The organism is Bacteroidota bacterium (genome assembly GCA_016714535.1).
Lineage (GTDB): Bacteria > Bacteroidota > Bacteroidia > AKYH767-A > OLB10 > JADKFV01.
Map to the genome: position 1 here is coordinate 320108 of JADKDR010000006.1, position 21767 is coordinate 341874.

Sequence of the window (21767 nt, forward strand, 5' to 3'; positions counted from 1 at the left end):
CCAGAGTCAAATAACTATTTTAATTTTTTCAATAACATCCGCATTTTGAAAAAAAAAGAGGCTGCCTCTTTCGAAACAGCCTCTCTGGTAATTTGCGTTTATTCTTTACTTAAAACTACTTCTTAATAAACCTTACAGTTTCAGTCATACCATTCAACTGAACGTTTACTAGATACATTCCGGCTGCAAACTGAGTCATGTTATACAAACGTGTGTTATTACCTGCAAAGGCTGCTTCCTCTAAATTAAATACCACTCGGCCAATGTTATCATACACAGTTACGCGTACTGTACCATCTTCAGTCGCTTCAAAGTTCATATTCACCATTCCTTCTCCTGGATTAGGATAAATAGTTACCATACCGGTAGTGCTTACGATGTCGCTGGTAATCTTTGGAGGTGCAGGGCAAGTTAACATACTTGAAGTGCTACCTTGTATACCACCGGCCCATGCTCTCAATATATTCCATACCGCTGTACTACACTGCGCAGATGTATAAGGACTTGAACATGCACCAAGTTTCTTATTAGCTTCGTTTAATACTTGCGTTACAGTCATACCAGCAAATGGCGCTGTACCATATATTAGGTCACCTAATGTTACTGTTGGCACAGGCGCAAAGTTCGGATCGTATGCATCAAATACCACACTTAGTTTCAAGCTCACTACCAATGCTGCAAACGAACTGTTAAACGAGCCACTTGTTGGGTTGTTCAGGTTAGAGCTTAACTGTAATGCACCACCTGTTGCAGGTTGACCGGTTAAGAAATTGCGCACTGCCGTAGAGCTGCTTAAGGTAAGAGTCTTGCTTCCACCGCAACCGCCACCTACAACCAAACTAGCCGGGAATGCGGCCGGGAAATGGTTAGTCAGGTAAGTACCTATGTTATTGCCTGCGGCCGGTGTTGTCCAACCTACTGCATTTCCATATGTACCAGGATTCGGGAACTCAGTATGGAATGGTGTACCATTGCTACACAAGAAAGGTGGCTGAGTAATCGTTACTGTTGCTTGGGTTAAGCATCCACTTGCATCCGTTACCGTTACCTGGAATGTTCCTGCGGTTAATCCGATTACATCTTGAGTGGTCCTTACTGGTATGGTATTCCACTGATACGTGTAAGTACCGCCTCCACCGCTTACGCTAATGTATGCTGCTCCATTGTTACCTCCATAGTTGGTTACATTGCTTGTGCTATCAACAACTACAACAATTGACGTTGGTGCTGTTATTACACAACTGCTGCTGTTACTGCAACCGTTTGCATCTGTTACCGTTACGGTATACGTACCCGGAGGCAAGTTGCTAATGCTACTGCTTGTAGCAAAAGTATTCCACACATAAGTGTATGGCGCACTTCCACCTGCTGCGGCTACACTTGATGCACCGTTGCTTCCATTATTGCAAGTAGTATTAGTACAGCTTTGGCTCAATACGATAGCGTTAGGTTGCGTTAACACTACACATAAGGTGATGGTACATCCATTGGCATCTGTAACCGTTACGGTATGTGGTCCTGCTGGCAGGCCAGTGCGGTCTTCGGTAGTAGCTCCGCCTGTCCATATGTAAGTATATGGGGCCGAACCTCCGGTTACGGTAATGTTAATACTACCATTGCTGCCACCGTTGCAAGCTGGATTTACATGCGTTTCGGTAATGTTAAGTCCGCTTGCCGGAGCTGTAACTTCATAGCTTGCCGTGGCAGTACATCCGTTCGCGTCTGTTACGGTCACCGTATATATTCCACCCATCAAGCCTGTTGCTGTTTGAGTAGTTTGACCGTTACTCCACATATAACCGTATGGCATAGTTCCGCCACTTACCGTAGCCGTTGCAGTACCATTGCTATTTCCATTACAACTTGCATTGGTACCACTAGCAGTTACAGCTAATGCTGCAGGCTGCGTTAAGGTAATACTTACTGTTTGTGTACATGTTCCATTACTTACTGTTACTGTATAGATACCTACTCCAATACCCATCAAGTCTTCAGTTGTTGCTCCGGTACTCCATGTATACGTGTAAGTGCCTAGTGGATTGGTGGTCAGGTTAATGCTACCATCCAAACCTCCATTACAACGGATGTTATATCCGCCTGCATAGGTTGGGCTATTCAAACTAGCGGTAAAGCCACCGTTATCTGTAACCTTCACACATACGCTTATTACACATCCGTTGGCATCAGTTACAGTTACAAAGTTATTACCTGGACATAAGCCGGTAGCAGTTTGGCCAGTCTGACCGCTGCTCCACAAGTAACTGTATGGCATTGTTCCTCCCGTAACATTTACCGTTCCTTCGCCATTGCACAATCCGCAAGTTGAGTTAACGCTCGAAGTGCTTATTGTATCCAGTACTGCCGGTTCTATTATCTCTCCTGATGCGGTTACGGTACATCCATTAGCATCGGTTACCGTTACGGTATACATTCCTGCTCCGGTATTTACAATATAGCTTAAGCTTGCTCCTGTGTTCCATGCATAACTGTATGGCGCTGTTCCTCCGGTCACTGCTATGCTTATGCTGCCATCCATCATTCCATTACAACTTACATTTACTGCTGTAGCTGTAGCTTCTAATAAGGCTGGCTGAGTTATCGTTCCGCTTAAGCTTGCTGTACATCCACTGCTGTCAGTTACAGTTACAGCATAGATTCCTGCACCGGCCGTAATCGAAGTAGTAGTCATACTATTACTCCAAGCATAGGTGTAAGGAGCACTGCCACCATTCAGATTAGTGATTGATAACGTTCCATTTCCTCCGTTGCATAATGGATTAACTGCACTCAAGGTAAACTGTATGGATGCCGGTTGACCAACAAACGCTGTACAAGAAGTAGTACATCCTTGATTATCGGTAATTAAAACAGTATAAACACCTGCTGTTAAGCCTGTATTAATTGCGTTGGTTCCTCCATTACTCCATTGGTATACATACGGTGGTGTGCCTCCAAATACATTAACTGTTGCAGTTCCTATTGCCTGTCCGCAAGCAGTAGGCGTGCAAACTGTGTTGCAATTAAGTGCTGCACTTTGTGACATGATAATGGCAACCTGAACGTTACAACCCATACTATCAGTTACGGTAACATACACTGCCCCTGCACTCAAGCCGCTTGCAGTCTGAGTAGTTTGGCCATTGCTCCATAAGTAAATATATGCATTGCCAATGGTGAATGGCGTACCTCCTACCGGAGTTATGGTTGCTGTTCCATTGTTTCCACCCTGACACACAGGACCTCCTGTAGTAAAGCTATAAATCAATGGGCTTGGCTCAGTTACTATGACTGTACAAACACTGCTACAACCATCACCATCAAATACTGTTACTTGATATGTTCCTGCTCCAAGTCCTGTAGCCGTTAGCGTAGTTTGTGCAGGAGCTGTGTTCCAAATTACATTATATACTCCATTTCCGCCTGCGGGTACTACCGTAGCTTGCCCATCATGATAACCACTGCAACTTACATTTTGTGTTACACTGGCTGTACATGTAACTGGTGTTGGAGCATTAATAACTGCCGTTGCAGTTATTGGTCCGCAACCATTTGCATCATTTATAGTAACCGTATACGTTCCTGCTGCAAGACCGGTGATGGCACTCGTAGTTGCTCCATTGCTCCAGCTATAGGTATAAGGTGGTGTTCCACCTCCTACTACCGCTACTGCGGTGCCGGTTGGATTGTTACAGGTTACATTTGTATTGCTGGTGCCTACACTTAATGCCATTGGCTCAACAATAACGATGCTGCAAGTGCTGCTACATCCATTAGCATCTGTCACAGTCACAGTATATGTGCCTGATGCTAATCCACTAATGCTGCCAGTAGATGCGCTGTTGCTCCAACTGTAGGTATATGGAGCGGTACCGCCTATTGCATTGGCAGTTGCCGTACCGGTACTTCCACCGTTACAACTTACTCCTGTACTGCTAATTGCACATTGTACTGCTGCAGGTTGATTTACTACAAAGCAATACGTTACACTACAACCCAAACTATCTGTTATGGTTACATAATAAACGCCTGCAGGTACCGTAGCCGTATTGGTAGTATTGCCTGGATCCTGACTCCAGCTATAAGTATATGGGCCTGTTCCGCCTGTTGGGCTCACAAGCAATACACTTGTACCACCGTTACATAAAATAGGTGTCTGCGTTGGGTTTACTACAATACTTGTAGAGTTTAGTATCGTATAGCTCATGGTGGTAGTACAACCTTTGTAATCCGTTACGGTTACAGTATATGTACCGGCTGTTAAACCGGTAGCGGTTGCACCCATCTGACCATTGCTCCATAGGTAGTTATAAGGGGCGGTTCCTCCGCTTATTGCTGCAGTTGCGCTTCCTGTATTGGCTCCGTTACAAGCAATGTCAACCTGACTTGGCGCAATAACCAAAACTGTTGGTTCGGTTATGGTGACACTTGTTTGGGTAGTACATGCATTTGCATCTGTTACAGTTACCGTGTAAGTACCTGCTGCCAAACCAGTTGCTGATGCATTAGATTGACCATTACTCCAACTATAGGTATAGCCCGGTGTTCCTCCAATTACATTTACTGTGGCGCTACCGGTACTTGCACCATTGCAATTTACATTCGTTTGTGAAGTAGTCGTAATCATTGCACTTGGCTCATCTATTTCAATATCAATCGAAGCTGTACAGCCTGCGTCATCTGTTACCGTTACGGTATATGTTCCTGCTGCAAGGCCGGTGGCCGTAGCATCAGTTTGTCCATTGCTCCATAAATATGCATAAGGGGATGGACCAACACTTGCTACCACGGTTGCCGTGCCGCTTGTGCCTCCATTACATAATACATTTGTTCCACTAATATTTAATACCAGACTACCCGGTGCTGTTATGGTTAAACTGGCTGTAGCTGTGCATCCATTAGCGTCTGTTACTGTTACGATATATCCGCCAGGCACAAGTCCTGTGGCGGTTGCACCTGTTTGTCCGTCACTCCAAAGGTATGTGTAAGCCGGAGTGCCTCCTGCTCCCTGTGCCGTAGCACTTGCTGTGCCACCACCTGTACAGGTGATTGGTACAACAGTAGGGATACTTGCAGTTACAGGGGTTAGTGGTTCTGTAATTTCTATACTTGCCGTATATATACATCCTTGTGCATCAGTAACGGTTACTGTATAGGTCCCAGCCGTTAAGCCCGTGGCGGTCATCGTGCCCTGGCCTGGTACCGTATTCCAACTGATGCTGTAAGGTGCTGTACCTCCGGTAATGCCGCTAATAGTTGCGCTGCCGTTATTACCTCCATTACATAATACATTTACTCCTGTTAATGGATTGGCTGTTATCGTGCTGCCCTGATTAATGATAATTCCTGTAAGTTGTGCGGTACATCCATTGGCATCCGTTACTGTTACACTGTAGGTACCTGCTGGCAAGTTAACAGCGGTGGCTGTTGTTTGACCATCACTCCACAAATAGCTGTAAGGCATGGTGCCTCCGCTTGCTGTTACTGTGGCGGTGCCTATTCCCGTTTGACACGTAGGTTGGGTTGTGGTAAACGCTGCCATTATTCCTGTAGGCTGAGTCACAACCACACTTGCGGTCTTGGTGCATCCATTGGCATCAGTTATGGTTACGGTATAAGTACCTGCACTTAATCCTGTAGCTGTTGCTGTAGTTTGGGCAACACTGGTATTCCACAAGTAAGTATATGGGCCGGTGCCTCCTGTTACTCCTGAAACAGTAGCTGTTCCATCGTTACCTCCATTACAACTTACCGCTGTGATGGTCAATGGATCGCAGGTTATGGCTGCCGGCTGACTTAACGTCACACTGCAACTGGTTGTACAGTTGTTCTTGTCTTTTACGATCACCGTATACGTGCCTGCTCCTACATTGTTTACTATCGCGGTAGTGGCTACCGGTACGGTATTCCAGGTATATGTGTAACCTGGCGTGCCGCCTGTTACAGTTACGCCTATCTTGCCAAGACCTCCATTACATGTTATCGTTTGCAATACGTTTGCACTGCAACTTAATACTGCTGGCTGTGTTAACGTTACACTCTGTGTCTTGGTACATCCGTTGGCATCAGTTATGGTTACGGTATAGGTTCCTGCCGCTAGGCCAGTAGCTGAGGCGGTGGTTTGACCGCTGCTCCATGAATAGCTATATGGTGTTACACCTCCCGAAACGCTTGCCGTTGCCTGTCCGTTTGCCGCTCCATTACATTTTGGATTCTTTGGTGTGATGCTTACAATCATTGCATTGGCCTGGGTTATTACAACCATCGCATTGCTTATACATCCGCGCTTATCCTTTATGGTCACATTATACATGCCTGCCATTACTCCCGTAATATCCTGTGTCGTGGCTCCTGTGCTCCATAAGTAGGTATAGCCCGGGGTGCCTCCTGTTACGCTTAAGTCGATGGCGCCATTGCTGCCACCATTACAACTTACATTGGTTACAGTATACAAAGCCAACAAGGCACTTGGTTGGGTAATTACTACGCTCAATGTCTTGGTACATCCTCCTGCATCTGTTACTGTTACGGTATACGTTCCTGCTGCAAGGCCTATTACAAACTTCGTTGTTTTTCCATTGCTCCATAAGTAACTATATGGTGCTGTTCCACCTGTTGGTACTACCGTTATGGTTCCGTTGCTACCGCCATGGCAGCTTACATTGGTCTTCTTGCTCGTTACATTCAAGGACGGTGGCGCTGTTAAAGTCACGCTCGCGGTTGCCGTACATCCGTTGGCATCCGTTATGGTAACTGTATACGTTCCTACGCCTAAGCCGGTTGCGATGGCTGTGGTCTTTACTGGTACCGTGTTCCAGCTATAGCTGTATGGTGCTGCACCTCCTATGGCGATGGCCGTTGCCGATCCGCTGTTAGCTCCGTTACATGCCGGATTGGTACCGTTAACAAACACAAATAATTGTGATGGCTGCGTTACCGTGGCCGTGCCCACTTTGGTACAGCCGTTGGCATCCGTTATGGTTACGGTATACGTTCCTGCTGTTAAATTGTTGATCGTTTGTGTTAATGCGCCATTGCTCCATACAAATCCATAAGGTGGGGTACCGCCTATGGGTTGTGCTGTTACACTGCCATTGCTGCCACCAAAGCAGCTTACATTGGTTACACTTGCATTGCAAATGCAACTTAAGGCGCTTGGCTCTATGATGGTGGCACTTGTACTCTGTGTACATCCACTTCCATCTGTTACCGTTACTGTATAAATACCGGCTGCCAGATTGATGATGGTGGCCGTACTAGCTCCATTGCTCCAACTATAGCTATATGCTCCACTACCTCCGGTAGCTGTGGCGGTTATACTGCCATTGCCTCCTCCATTACAACTCACATTGTTGGTTGCAAGGCTGAGGGCTATAGCGGCTGACTGTCCTACGGTGTAGGTCGTATTGGTGCTTACCGTACATCCATTAGCATCAGTAACAGTTACCGTATAGGTTCCCGCTGATAAACCACTGATGTCTTCGGTTGTGGCTCCGGTGCTCCATAATACTGTATAGCCCGCTGTGCCACCTGATATGGTCAGGTTAACAGCTCCGGTGTTGCCTCCGTTACATCCTACATTGGTTACTACGCCACTTAATGCCAGTGGTGCCGATGGTTGGCTAATTGTTACCGAACCGATTGTCATGCATCCCATGGCATCGGTAATGGTTAACGTCCATGTTCCTGCCGTTAGGCCGGTTTGCATTGGCGGTAGTCTGTGCTGGAATCGTATTCCACTGGTAGGTATATGGGGCCGTGCCTCCTACTACATTATTTAAACATGCCTTGCCATCATTGCCACCATAACATTTGATATTATCGCAAACAACTAAGGTAAAGGTTATGGCAGGTGGCTCTACTATATTATACGTGCAACTCATGGTACATCCATTGGCATCAGTTACCGTTACTGTATACGCACCTGCCGCTAGGCCTCCTATTGTTTGGGTAGTAGCACCCGTGCTCCAACTGTATGTATAGGGGGCGGTGCCTCCGGTTATGTTGCTCGTTATCATTCCATCGCTGCCTCCGTTGCACATCGTATTGCTTACGCTGCCACCACAAATAAGTGGTGCCGGAGCTGTGATGGTAAATACAACTGCCAGATTACAGCCGTTGCTATCCGTAATTAATACCGTGTGAGTACCTGAGCTTATGCCTGTAAACAAGCCACTGCTTTGAACTGCTCCACCATCAAGGCTATAGTCGTAGCCTGCTGCGTGTATGCCTGCACCGCTCCATGGCGTGCCGCCAAAGGCTGTGATATTTATGCTACCTGTTTGGCCAGCACATAATGGTTGGGTAATCGTGAAATTCTTATCTAACATGTTAGGCTCGAATATGTAGAAGGTCATGATCGTATCGCATCCTAAACTATCTGTTACTGTAAGTGTATATGTGCCTGCAGTCAAATAATTGTTGATGGCGGTGGTGGCGCCATTGCTCCATTGATAGGTGTAGGGTGATACCGCACCACTAACATATACTGCAATCTGTCCTGTACTATCACCGTGACATAAATTAGGGCTTATTGTTTTACCTATAGCAAATGCCGGGTTCTCGAGAATCTCTATTGCAGTAATAAATTGACAACCTAATGAATCAGTAACTGTAAGTGTATACGTACTTGCCACAACATTTGAAAGATCTTCATCGGTTGTACCATTGCTCCATTCATAAGTAAATGGCGCAGTACCATTAATCATTGTCATATCAACTGCACCTGTTGCCTCACCATAACAATTTACATTAGTTATAGAAGTAATTTCAGCAACAACATTATTTGAAAGTACTGAAACCATAGATCGAGCACCTTCGCAAGTTGGATCAGCTACTGAATCAGCGGCTACATAGAAGTGATAAACTGTGTATCCAATGCCATTTGGTCCTGGATTATATGCATCATAAATATCGGGATAGTTAGTCGGAATATCTGATAATGCACTGTAAGATAATGGATTGGCTGTGCAAGTTGAATCTTCGTACCACTGAATAGAAATACTAGGATCTACTCCACCAGGGAACACCATATCCTGAACATTCAATTGGGTGCTGTCAGAGCATATTGAAACAGTAACATCAGCAATCGGCATTGGGGGATAATTACATCCGCCACCTGTAATACTTATCGTATCTCCATTTGCATCCATGAATAAGGCATTATAGCTGTCGCCATCAAACATATAGAATGTCAGTGTTGAGCTATCATTTGCTATATGTTCAATAATATCAGCGCTTGATACTGCTACTGTCTCAAGGGTATTATCACCGGTGCAAACAGGTGCTGCAACATTTGATGTCGGGCGCCCTGATGATGTAGTTAATGAAACCAATGACCATGGACTAGACCCACCATAAAGTGTAATTAACTCACTGAACTGTCCATCTGTTGGATTGCTTCTAAATCCAGCATCAATATTATTGGTACAAACGCACGGATCAGTAATATTTAGACATCTCTTACGACCTAAATCAATTGAAGCCGTGGCAACACAAGAAGGAGGAGGATAAGAAGAACTTGCATTGGTAGAAACATAAACTGTGTAGTTACCAACTTGGAGTCCACATACAGTGTCGGAATAAATTGTGTAAATATCAGGACCAGGGTTTCCATCAAAATCATCCAAAATCAAGTCTCCATCCGTATCATAAGGGCCAGAAACACTATTAGCAGAAACCACATTTTTAATAGTATCACCATTTTGGTCAACCCATACATAACGGAAAGGTCCATTGCCACTAATATTCTCAACATAAACACAGCCAGAGTTTGGCGTACAGCCATCTACACTGTCCTGAGACAAGAAAACTTGAGTTTGTGGTTCCTGGAAATTTAATGTGATCGTATTTGAATAACCAATACATCCACCTAAGGCCAGAGGAAGTGTAACAGTTACCGATACCAAACCGCTTAATAATTCAGCAGGGCCTACAATGGCGCTATCTTTATCAGCTATAGGGCCATTAAGATCCCCCCAATCAAAGGTAGTTCCTGGAGGATAACCAGCAGCATAAGCACCCGTATCAACAGCATATACATAGTAGTTTGTTATAGCGTTAACACATGCAAGCGTATCGCCTGGAGTAATGACTGGTGTGGGGAAAGGCGAAACAACAATTTCAACTGAATCAGTCGTTGTACAACCAGTATTATTATTTGTGAGAGTTAATGTGTAAGTCGTTGTAGCCACAGGTTTCGCTATCGGATCTGCTACGGTTGTGGAGCTTAAGCCTGCTGCAGGCGACCATGAAATAGATGTAGGCGGAGGAATAACAAAACTGAACCCTGTATTAGTAGCTGTAAACGGGGTCGAATTAAAACCAGGTGATGCTGTGCCTAAAGTTCCCACATCATTCATCACTCCTTGTGTTTGACTGCTTCCATCAGATGTAACAGCATTAGTAAAGATTTGAATTTCACCTGATTGAAATAGTACAATTTGACCAGTCACTGGGACACCACCGCCACCAAAATGTGGAACTCCGGTATATTGAATTACAAAACGATTGGGTGCTGTTAAGTTAAAATGAGTGATGCTTCCAAAACCTGCATTCAAATCATTCCAGGCTAAAGCAATCAGATCATTTGGATTAAATCCGGGAGAAGGAAGGAAAGCTCCTGAACAGCAGCCGTTGCCGGAAAATGGATTGAAAGATATAAAACCATTAGTGCTGATAAATACATCCGTCTTATTTACCCCATAAAATGGGAAACTAAATCCAATTGGGAAAGGACCTGTGATTACATCATCACCTGATGGGCCATTGTTTGGTGCTCCTACAGGCGAGAGAGGTACAAATGGTATAGCAGTTACTTGATAGTCGAGCGATGGCACAGGAACAACTGCAGTAATTTGAGCTGAATCACCTAAACACATAGCCAACGGAGTGGCAGATATACTTGTTAAAATTGGTGCCGGATTTACTGTAACCACTCGGGTTGCTGTACCTATACATCCTGCTATAGCATCATAAGCTGTTACTGTATATGTTGTATTGGCCGTAGGGCATACTTGCACGCTGCTTCCGGTTGTTGCGCTCAATCCAGATGAAGGAGTCCACTCAAAATTTTGATATGCCAATAAACCGGCAGCATTAACACTCAAAGTTGCACAATTTCCTTCGCATAGGGTATCGTTTGATGATACTATAGCAAAGGTAGGTGGAGCAGTTACTATTGCAGTTACCGTATCTCTTATTGAGGTACATTCGCCACAAGGGGCAACAAAAGGTAACAATTGAGGATTTGCGGCACCCATATTTATGGTAGGAGGGCCAGTTGATGCAGCCCAATCGCTTGACTGATTATTGTCAGAACTAATACGGATACAACCACCTAAACCGCCTAAATTATCTAAGGTTGTGCCGTTATATGTCCAATCTGCTGAAGTTACCGTTGGTGCTCCGGGGAAACCTGATGCTACCCCAATTGGGTTAAACAGGTTAACTGACACTACATCTATTATATTATCAGATGCATCGCGTAAAATATAGGCTTCGGAAGCACCGGAAAATGTTGCATCAGTAATACCACCTGTATTAAAGTGATGATTTACAGGATCGTCTGCCTGGCCTGGAGTACCCATATGAAGCGTTAACACGCCTCCTGATGGAATAATCTGTCCTGCAGGAATTACGAAGGTGAAAGGAGAATTACCAATTCTTTCTACCTTAAATCCACCCATATTGCGTGGTGAGGTTGCCATATTCATAAATTCGATAAAATCCTGTCCGGATCCATCGTTAAGCACTCCGCCAAATCCGGTTCCTTGACCACCGTTAAATTTAATAACCTCGGCAATTTTGAAGCAAGTTCCTTGCACACTTGTGTCAACTACTGCTTCAACAAAGAAATTAGAAGTTGCATTTACAAAGGTTGTAAAAGTATCTCCATAGTGCACAATAGCGTTAGACTGATTATACCATCTGATAGGATAACCATTATTTGAAGACGCTATTAAGGTTACTGTTCCCTGTCCGCAAACGGTATCATTTATAGTTGCAGTAATCATAGGGTTATGCACTTTTACAAATAATACATTCGAGTAAGAAGTGTCGCCACAATGAACAAAAGCACGATAATAGATGTCGTTAAATAGTACCGGACTGGTATATGACAAGTTGGTTGCCGCAGCTATGTCTGTAAAATTAATTCCATCAGGCGAACTTTGCCATTGATAATTACCGTTAGAGTTAGTTATTGAAAGAGTAACAGAACCCGAATTACATATTGAAGAATCACCATCAAATACAATAACCGGAACTTTTGGCGTAGTGCTGGCTATAAAGCTTACACTTCCAGTTGCTGTACAACCGGTTGCCGGATCGGTAACCGTTACTGTATATGTTTTAGGTCCATCAGTTACAGCAGTAAATACAGGATTGGAAACAGAAGTACTTGTAATTTCAGATGCAGGGGTCCATGAATATGATACGGTTCCTCCGGTAAAACGGGCATTTGGACGATTTAATGTTGCTGTTCCATTTGGTGCGGTACATCCAAGAAAAGCTATTCCTATTGTTTGATTTAAAGAGGTAGGTGTGCAAAATACCTGATCGAAGCCGAATGGAGGGCCATTGCCATTACAAATATCTACAATAATATTTGAGACACCGTCCCATGGAAATGCAGTCGTAAGGGTAAAATCATTCCATCCAACAGTAGTTGAAATGTTTCCTGTAAACACATTGGTAAATGTAGGAGTTAGGTATGTTCCAAATAGCGGTGGAGCCGTTCCGGTATGCGCCATTTGAATTGTAAATCCAGAATAGATACCTGTGCTCAACTTATTTGCTACCTGGAAGCCCATAGTTAATATATTAGTTGGGCCTACTAAGCCTGCCGCATTCAACTCGGCAGCGGTGTACAAAATTTGTGTTCTAACGTTGGCATTACCACCGTTAAATACATCGGCTGTATTGTTAACCGGATTGGTACCGTTTCCAAGTTGCTTAAAACTCGATGACCCGGCAGTAGCATTTAGTTGGAATGAATAACCAATACATATAGAATCAAATGGTGATGCAGAAACATTTACAAAAGGTGCCGGGAAAACCTCAATTGATACTGACTGCGTATCAACACAACCTCCAGGGAGACCATCGTCTGCTGTAACCGTATATGTATATTTTCCGGGAATATTTAATGTTGAAGTAACTGTTGAACCTGTTGTTTGATTTAACCCTGTGGCCGGAGACCAACTAAAGTTAACCCAAGAAGGATCTCCACCAGCAGTAAGCAATACTGAACCGCTATTGCAGAAGGTAGTTGAACCGCCCGGTGTGATAGTTAATGGCGGTGGGGGATTTACAACTAAGGTAACAGCCGACTTTGGACCGTTGCAACCATAAGTAACACTCCAGTTATAGAAGAATACATATAATGTTGCTCCACCATCCCATCCGGTAATGGAAACTACATTAGGTATCGTATAAGGATTAGTGAATCCTGACTGATGATATTGTAAATTAGGATTTTGAGCAGGGCGAAGTCTGTATCCTGTACCCTGAGGAACCACAAATCCAAGTGGAATAGTTTGTGTAGCACCTGCAACAGTTGTAATAGCTGATGCGGTTGCCAATATATTACCTAAATTATCTTCCAACTGAATTGTTATTGGAGTGCTTAATGGCGTTGCAAATGATGGAACAATATCAACTGTATTGATTATTATTCCGGTACTTGCTGTTACATCAAAGGTCTGATAATTTCCGGCTGAACTGGCAAATGCTGTTGCTCCGGGTGCGGTGGTTGTTAAACCTACGTTGGTAGTAGTTGCTAATGGATCTTGCTCATACACATAAAATGTGGTAGTAGAACCTACGGTGGTGGTGTATGATGGACCGGTAGTCAATACCTCTCCGCTTGTTGAGTCCGGAATCCAAATTAAGGTTCCGCCATTGGTAGCTGTTGCAGTTAATGTTCCCGGTGAAATACCGCAAACCGTATCGTTAACTGTAACGGGTGCCGGTGGAACAGCAAATGGTACTATCGTAATTGTAGCTGAGGCCGAACATCCAGAAGAACTTTCGGTTGCAACCACGGTATAGGTCGTTGAACTCGAAACAGTTGCTATAGGATTTGCACTCGTGGTGCTGCTTAAACCCGCAGCTGGCGACCAGGTAATATTTACCGGTACACCTGCGTTGTTGGCAGAAAAAACCATATTAGGTCTTGTGGAAGCAGTACTTGTAAATGTTGTCTCAACACAAGCATCACCAGGGTCTTGTCTAACCCAATGCGATGAAGTGAAAGATGTATTTGTTTGATTAAACGTACAATTGCTTGTAAACGATCCGCCAGTATTGAAACAAGTTTGAACTACTAAATTTGACACTCCATCCCAAGTAAAAGCAGATGAGAATGTGTGTGGATTAGTACCAACAACGGGTACATATGTTGCCGGATTTAGAACCTGAGTTACAGGAAGCCAAGTGCCACCAGTTAGCGTAGTAGCATTGGTGTGGCCCAAATAGATGGTCCAGTTAGGTAATGGAGCAGTACCATTTGTACTTACAACATCAAACGAAACACCATTTAAGCTTGACCCTGGTATTAAACCAGCTGCTGATAATTCAGATGCAAGTATTAACATTTGGGTTTTGTTGGTTCCCCAAAAATTACCGTACGGTGCCGGCTCAGATGTCGATCCATTTTGCGTTGTGCCTGTACCTATAATAGCATTAACTGCTATAGGTGGAGTACCAGGTACCATGTTGGCATTTAATTGAGTGATCAACGTTCCACAACCGTCATTCAATGCACTGGCTGTAGGTGCCACAGAAGGCGTATTCCCTACTCCTACTGTAATTGTATCCTGATTTAAGCATCCGGATGTAGGATCAAATGCCACAATTATATAATCTGTGGTCACTGTTGGGCTTGCAATTACCGAAGTGCCGGTTGTAGCGGATAAACCAGCTGCCGGAGACCATGAATATGCATAATTAGTATTGGAAGAAGAAACTGTCAATGTAAGAGGGCCTGCGCCATTACATATTAATGTATCGTTACTTACAGTTATGGGGTCTGGTGTAAATGGCGTAATAGTTACTGGCAATCTTATTGATCCGCAACCATCAGCCGTAACGGCTTCGGCATACCACGTTTGCACACCACAAGAATAAGGAGTAACAAAAGCTGTTAATCCATCTATTGGGGTATTACCTACCGATGTGCCTCCGGTTGGAGTCGAGTACCAATTAATTGAAGTGGCCGGAGCAACCGTCTGGGCAAAAATATTTGCTGATCCGCAACCACAGAAAATACTATTGGTGCTGTCAAGTGTAGGTGTTGTAGGAGAAGGATTAACATTAACAGTTACCGTTGCAGTAATGGTACAGCCGTTATTCGGATCTGTACTTGTTACGGTATAGGTTGTTGTTGAAGTTGCAGAACATATTGGATTAGCACAAGTTGTGCAGCTCAAACCGGTTGCCGGAGCCCAAGTAACACTTGGCAATGCCTGCAAAGTTGAAATTTCAAGATTAACCTGATTTGTAATTCCATTGCAGGTTCCAATGTTAATACCGCCTGAGTTAAAACCTGTTAAATTAGGGCGAATAGACCATCCCGGATCAATACAAGAACACGTTGAACCATCAGAGGTTAATTCAACCGTGGCAGGTGTTGCTCCGCAGCCACTGCCGCATGATGCAGCGTTAACAATCCAGGTATTAATGCCATCAGCAGCAGCAAATGTGCTAGTAGTTCTATTCTTTAATGCGGTAGCTATTGCTTGAGCAGTTGCAACATTGGTCACAGTACGCCCTGTAATTGCAACCGGGTTCTGATCTCCATACATTTTTATTGAGTTAACAAATGATGGATTAATAGCAGCAAGGAAGTTATCCCAATTCTGACATTGAGTTGTAGTTGCACCATTACCGACAAACGTTTCAGAATATAAGCTTATACTTCCAGCTAATACTGATAATGTGGCTGTATCACCAGAACAAATTGTCGATTTTGTAGTGTTAGCTACCATAGGAATAGTATTCACTAAGGTAACAGTAACAGGAACACGCTGGCTAGGGCAAATTCCATTATCACTACTAACCCAATAAGTAAATGTAGCAGGGAAAGCTTGCGTCCATGTTGATCCGGTGTTAACAATTGTTCCTCCAACTTCCGAATCATACCAATTTAAGGTGGCTGCACCAGTTGCAGTTAACGTTGCCGGAATGCCCGGGCATTGTGTTGCACTAACCGTTGTAGGTGCTGCATTTCCTGTGACAAGTATATCAATAGAAGCTGTTGCTGTTATAGTACAACCCGATGTTGGGTCTGTAACAGTAACCGTATAAACGGTTATTCCAATAGGTAATGCACTTCCATCAATAACAGGATTAGAAACGGTAGAACTACTTAACCCTGTAGCTGGCGCCCATGCATATGATGGGAAGGCGGTACCATTAGTTATGCTTAAAGCCACAAGGCTAGTTGGTGCGCCACAAGTAGAAACGTTTATACCTCCTGAATTGAATCCTGTTAAGTTTGGGCGAATAGACCATCCTGGACTAACACACGAGCAGCTGGTTCCGTCAGATGACAGTTCTACTGTTGCAGGGACAGCACCACAACCGCTGCCACAAGATCCATTAGATACAATCCATGTATTCGCGCCATCGGCAGCAGGGAATGTTCCTGAAGCCCTGTTTTTTAAGGCCGTGGCAATAGCCTGGGCCGTAACAGCGTTTGTAACCTCACGTCCGGTTATTGCTACTGCATTTTGGTCTCCGAACATTTTAATGCTTGAAACCGTTGACGGATTTATTGCAGCAAGGAAATTATCCCAAGCCTGGCATTGGGTAATAGTTGAACCACCACCAACAAATATCTCTGAATAAGATGATATAGTTTGAGAAGTAGCAGTTAGCGAGGCGGTGTCACCGCTACACATGGTGGTTTTAGATATAGTAGTAAATAATGGAGGCAGTGTAGGTAAGGTAACAGTAACCGGAACACGTTGGCTCGGGCACACGCCATTATCGCTAGATACCCAATAGGTAAAGGTAGCGGGGAATGTTTGAGTCCAGGATGGACCTGTATTTACCAGAGTACCACCAACCTGTGAGTCATACCAATTTAATGTATTGGCACCAGAGGCTAACAATGTTGCCGGAACACCCGGACATTGAGTTGCACTGGTAGTGGTTGGAGCTGCATTACCTATTCCGTTATTGGTAATGCTTACACTTCTTGTTGCCAAACAACCAGTTGTAGGGTCGGTTACAGTGATGGTATAAACCGTTGTTCCTACTGGAATTAAAGATCCATCAACTGTTGGATTTGAAATTGACGTTGAGCTTAGGCCTGTTGAAGGCGACCAGGCAAAGGTTGGAGGTAAGGCGGGTGAAAATCTCCAGCCTTCATTTGAGGTTGACCAGGTGCCAGTATTACGACCCGGAGGAGTACCGCCTGCGGTTCCTCCTGAATTTTCCCATCCAATGGCACGTGTATTAAATGAGGTGGTAGATAAACTTGTAATAAAAACATCCACAATATTAGATGTTTCATTCAATTCAATTTGATAAGATAAACCTGGAGTAAAACTAAAGAAATTGGCATTTGTAAATCGTGAAATTAGCTTTCGATTGGGTGCAGAACCTACTATTCCCCAACTTGTTGAACCTGCTTGAGGCTCCATGTCTGCCCAAAAGCCTATCCAATTATTTGGTAGTGCCGTATTTGGAATAGTTGGAGGGCTAAAAACATTAACTGCCGTGTTTGTTGTACCCATTACAACTTGTCCGTTGGCATGCAATATAACGTTGGTAAAATTGGTACCATTAAAATTAAATGCAAATGGCAACGCAACCGAAACGGAACCTTCGTCACCAAGAGGACCTGCATTGACCAAGGTGCTTGCATCAGGAGTATGAGCTATAGATGAGATAGAATATCCTACTGAGTTACCGGTAACCGTTGTTGTTAGTTGAGATATATCACCCGAGCAGATAGTAGCAGGAGATGCGGTAGAGGTAATGCCTATGGTAGTGGTCACTGTTATTACCAGTGTATTGTTTGCGGAGTTACCATCGCCTGTCGGAGCAGGATTAAAGGAATACGTAAATATATATGTACCGGCAGCACTCATATCATATGACCCGGCAGCAAAGGTTACTACTTGTGTACCAAGTGAGGCCAAGGTACCAGCACTTATTGTTTGAGCTGGGAAAGTGGTAGGGTTGGGTCCGGTAACAGAACACTCAACCGTAACCGGATTAGCTCCGAAATCCCATGTACTTGATCCGGAATTTGACATGGTAACAGACACATTTTGTAACCCATTGCAAACTGGTGAAACCGGTTGAGCTGGAGTTACAAGACCCAAATCGTTAGCTACTGCAGAAGTGAAAGTTACAGATAATGCCGGTGGATTGGGTCCTGCCCAACCACGGAAAAAATATGTATTAGTGGAGCCTCTTGCTAATCCCATAGAAATAAAACCAGCACCACTTGAAGCGGCAAATATTGCTGTATTAGCAGTTGAATTCAATGCTAAATTTATGGTGCCAGTGCCTGCCCATGATGCACTTGAATATATGGTTCCTACACCTGTTGCGCCAATATCCGCAAATAATGCGGCCGCAGTCCCAGTCAATGGATTTTACCGTCATCCCTTTAACATTATTTGTTGCACCTGAAGTAACAGATCCATTATTGGTTAACGATAAGCTTGATGCAGTTACAGATGCCAAGGGGCCCAATACGGCTAAATCAAATCGTGCCCAACCTCTCGCAGGAGTTAGTGTAGTAACTTGTATATCGCCACCGGTTATGTTATTTAGTGTACTGCCATTAGTCCAGCCTGTATAACTATTTATTGTAGCAGGATTGATAATGGTAGTAGGGTCAACCACTACAGGGTAATTACGTGAGGCATCGGTAAGCCATGCATAATCTACTAAGGTATAAATTGTGATTTCATTTCCATTTTGCTCCACCTCGTACTTTCCAGATATACTTCCACTTGAAGCTGTAGCTCCAGCTTCAACATCAGCACCGGCAAAATTTTGCTCATATATATATGGTGTTGTATAAATCATTCTTACTATTCCGGCACCATCAAATATGCTAATATCCTGACTAGAAGCGCTTAATTGCCATGTCCATCCCTTGGGAAGGGTAACTACTTCTGAAAAAGCTACATCGCTAACCCCTTGCGGAGCATTGCCAATTGCTTTTTTGCTTTGAAGAATATAGTCAAGGTGTCGCCCATCGGCAAATTGTGTAAACCTTGCATCTACAAATGGATAAATGCTGGCATAAGTCACCTGATTGCCATTTAGCGTTCCGTTTACATTTGCTGCGGTTTGATTAAGTTGGTACGCATAGTTTGCCTGCGCTTGCATAGCATTACTTACACGCCAATTTAACGTGGGGTTTGCCCACTCATGTATGGGTTGATTGTCTATTATCGTTTTTACCGGCTCGGTAGTATTGGTTGGATAATAAGACTTAAAGCTGTTTTCGGTATTTGCAAATGCATAACCTGCAAATGTTGAGCTATTGTAAATCTGCATATCAATCAGATTCCATTGGTTATTTTCCCAATAGTTAACCGATCCGGCAGAAATAACCGCCTGATTAACACCCGGAGAAACCTTGAACACACAATGTGTTCTGCTTCTCAAGCCTTGCACTTCAGGATATTGCATGGGGAAATTGACAGGCCGCATTTGCGCAAGCAAATCGGAATTCGTCATAAAAAACATTCCGCCAAAAATCAGAATCATCACACTTCTGTTAGCTTTATTTAAGCATTTTGCAGCAATGCCTGACAGCATTTGTTTGGTAATTTTTTCCATAATTGTCTTATTTTATTGATTTTCTATTTTCTTTAAATTCACTACTAAAGGTAACGTATTGTCTATTTAGGATAATATTAAAAGGGGTATGTGTGGCTGGAAATAAACAGAATATTCTTTCGAAACCCTTAATAATAAAGGAATTACGAGAGGTATAGATCCAAAATAAAAGTAAGTTTATTTTCAAATTAATTTTTAAAAAATGATCTCTTAAAACTGCTTAAAGGGGGAATTTATTCCATTAAAACGGCTGCTAAGTTATTAATAGTAAATACAAAACCAACAGTCCCTTTATGTATTTCATTTTTTTGTTCTTAACAGTGTTTTCACACAGGTGTTAATATTTTTTTAATTCAAGGGCAAGTAGTTGATTATTAAGGCCAAAAAATGATATGGAAGGAAATTCTGCTGTTATACTTGTTTTATCATCTTTCAACTTAAAGATCAACAGGAATATGAATTGAAAAAATATTCCGATAGATTTGCTGCATGCAATTAAACCTATTAATCCTGTTGATTTTTGTTGGCCTTTCCTTTTCATGCAGCAATGACAGAAAAGAAAAACATACCTATAGCGGTTACGACCTTGCTGCGGCAAATAGCAATCTGACCGAAGTGATAGTTGCCGACATTTTTAATCCACCTTTTGCAAGCCGAATATATGCTTACAGCCATCTTGCAGCTTATGAAACACTGACTGCCTGCGATACCGCATTGGGGCCATATGCACTGCGAAATAAGCTTAACGGACTACGTGCATTTACATTTGAAGTGCCTCAGAAGCCCGTAATAGCTGAAGTTGCAGCCATACATGCCTTTTATAAAACAGCAAAAAAGTTAGTTTGGAGCGAAGCAAAAATAGCATCCTTCGATTCGTCATTTTTAGCATCATGTAAATTACGGCATTCCCAAGAGGAGATGAAAAATTCAATTGCCTATGGCGAAAAAATGAGCACCCTTATACTGAAATGGGCCAAACAGGACGGTTTTATTGAAACAAGAAAAATGACACGCTATACACTTACCAATAAACCTGGTGATTGGAAGCAAACACCGCCTGATTACATCAATGCATTGGAACCATATTGGGGTACACACCGCACGTTTATGATTGACAGTGCTTCACAATTTACGTTTGATGCCCCTCCTGAATATAACCTTACTAAAGACGCTGTGTATCGTAATTACCTTGATAGTTTATATACCCTAACATCAAATTTAAACGAAACACAAAAAGAAATTGCCACCTTTTGGGACGATAACCCAAATGTATCAACACATCAAGGACATATAACTGTACAAAACCAAAAAATGACACCGGGTGGGCATTGGTTGGCTATAGCTCAGGATATAATCATTAAAAAAAATAAAACATTTGCTGAAGCAGCAAAAGCATTTGCTTTAACTTCCATTGCAATACAGGATGCGTTGATAGCTACCTGGCATGCCAAATACTTTTACAATACCGTAAGACCTGTTACGGTAATACTTGAAAATATCAGCGAAGAATGGGATCCTTATTTACAGACCCCACCTTTTCCTGAATATCCAAGTGGACATAGCACCCTTTCGGGAGCTGCATCATCGGTGCTTATTGCCTTGTGGGGCGATACAATTGCCTTTACCGATAGCAGCGAGTTTGAGTATGGATTGCCGGTGCGCTCATTTGACTCATTCACACAAGCAGCCAATGAAGTAAGCATTAGTAGAGTCTATGGTGGTATTCACTATCAATTTGCTTGCGATAATGGACTCAAAAACGGAAGGCGGATAGGCGACTTCATCGTTAAAAAACATAAACAACAGTAAAGATGCCCGCGCTTAATTCAGAAAGAATAAGTGTAAAGATATTTTCTGTTTTCTCTTACAAGGTTTAGTTGCGTTCATTTTTTTGCAACAACTTGGTGTTTATTTTTTTGAAGCATCTTCTTTTTTGCTATATAATTCATGCATAA

3 protein-coding genes are annotated in these 21767 nt (G+C 43.3%); 1 reads left to right on the top strand and 2 read right to left on the bottom strand.

Translation table 11 applies throughout. From position 1 onward, the window contains the following. Positions 1-115: 115 nt before the first annotated feature. Together IPO27_10915 and IPO27_10920 are read right to left on the bottom strand one after the other, a co-directional pair. Positions 116-7705, bottom strand: coding sequence for a T9SS type A sorting domain-containing protein (locus IPO27_10915; GenBank protein MBK8847021.1), 7590 nt, complete (start codon positions 7703-7705; stop codon positions 116-118). Further along, positions 7620-18605 (bottom strand): lamin tail domain-containing protein, encoded by a 10986-nt coding sequence (locus tag IPO27_10920; protein MBK8847022.1) that lies wholly within the window; start codon positions 18603-18605, stop codon positions 7620-7622. The genes IPO27_10915 and IPO27_10920 overlap by 86 nt, the downstream gene beginning before the upstream one ends. Positions 18606-20301: 1696 nt before the next feature. Here IPO27_10920 and IPO27_10925 point away from each other — a divergent pair. Beyond that, entirely contained in the window at positions 20302-21621 is a 1320-nt protein-coding gene (locus IPO27_10925) for a vanadium-dependent haloperoxidase (GenBank protein MBK8847023.1), read from the top strand. The last annotated feature ends 146 nt before the right edge of the window (positions 21622-21767 follow it).

What these genes read in the sequence shown, in the direction of transcription:
- IPO27_10915 (MBK8847021.1), bottom strand. Translation starts at nt 7,705, where the DNA reads ATGCAAACCGGCCTAACGGCAGGAACATGGACGTTAACCATTACCGAT.
- IPO27_10925 (MBK8847023.1), top strand. Translation starts at nt 20,302, where the DNA reads ATGCAATTAAACCTATTAATCCTGTTGATTTTTGTTGGCCTTTCCTTT.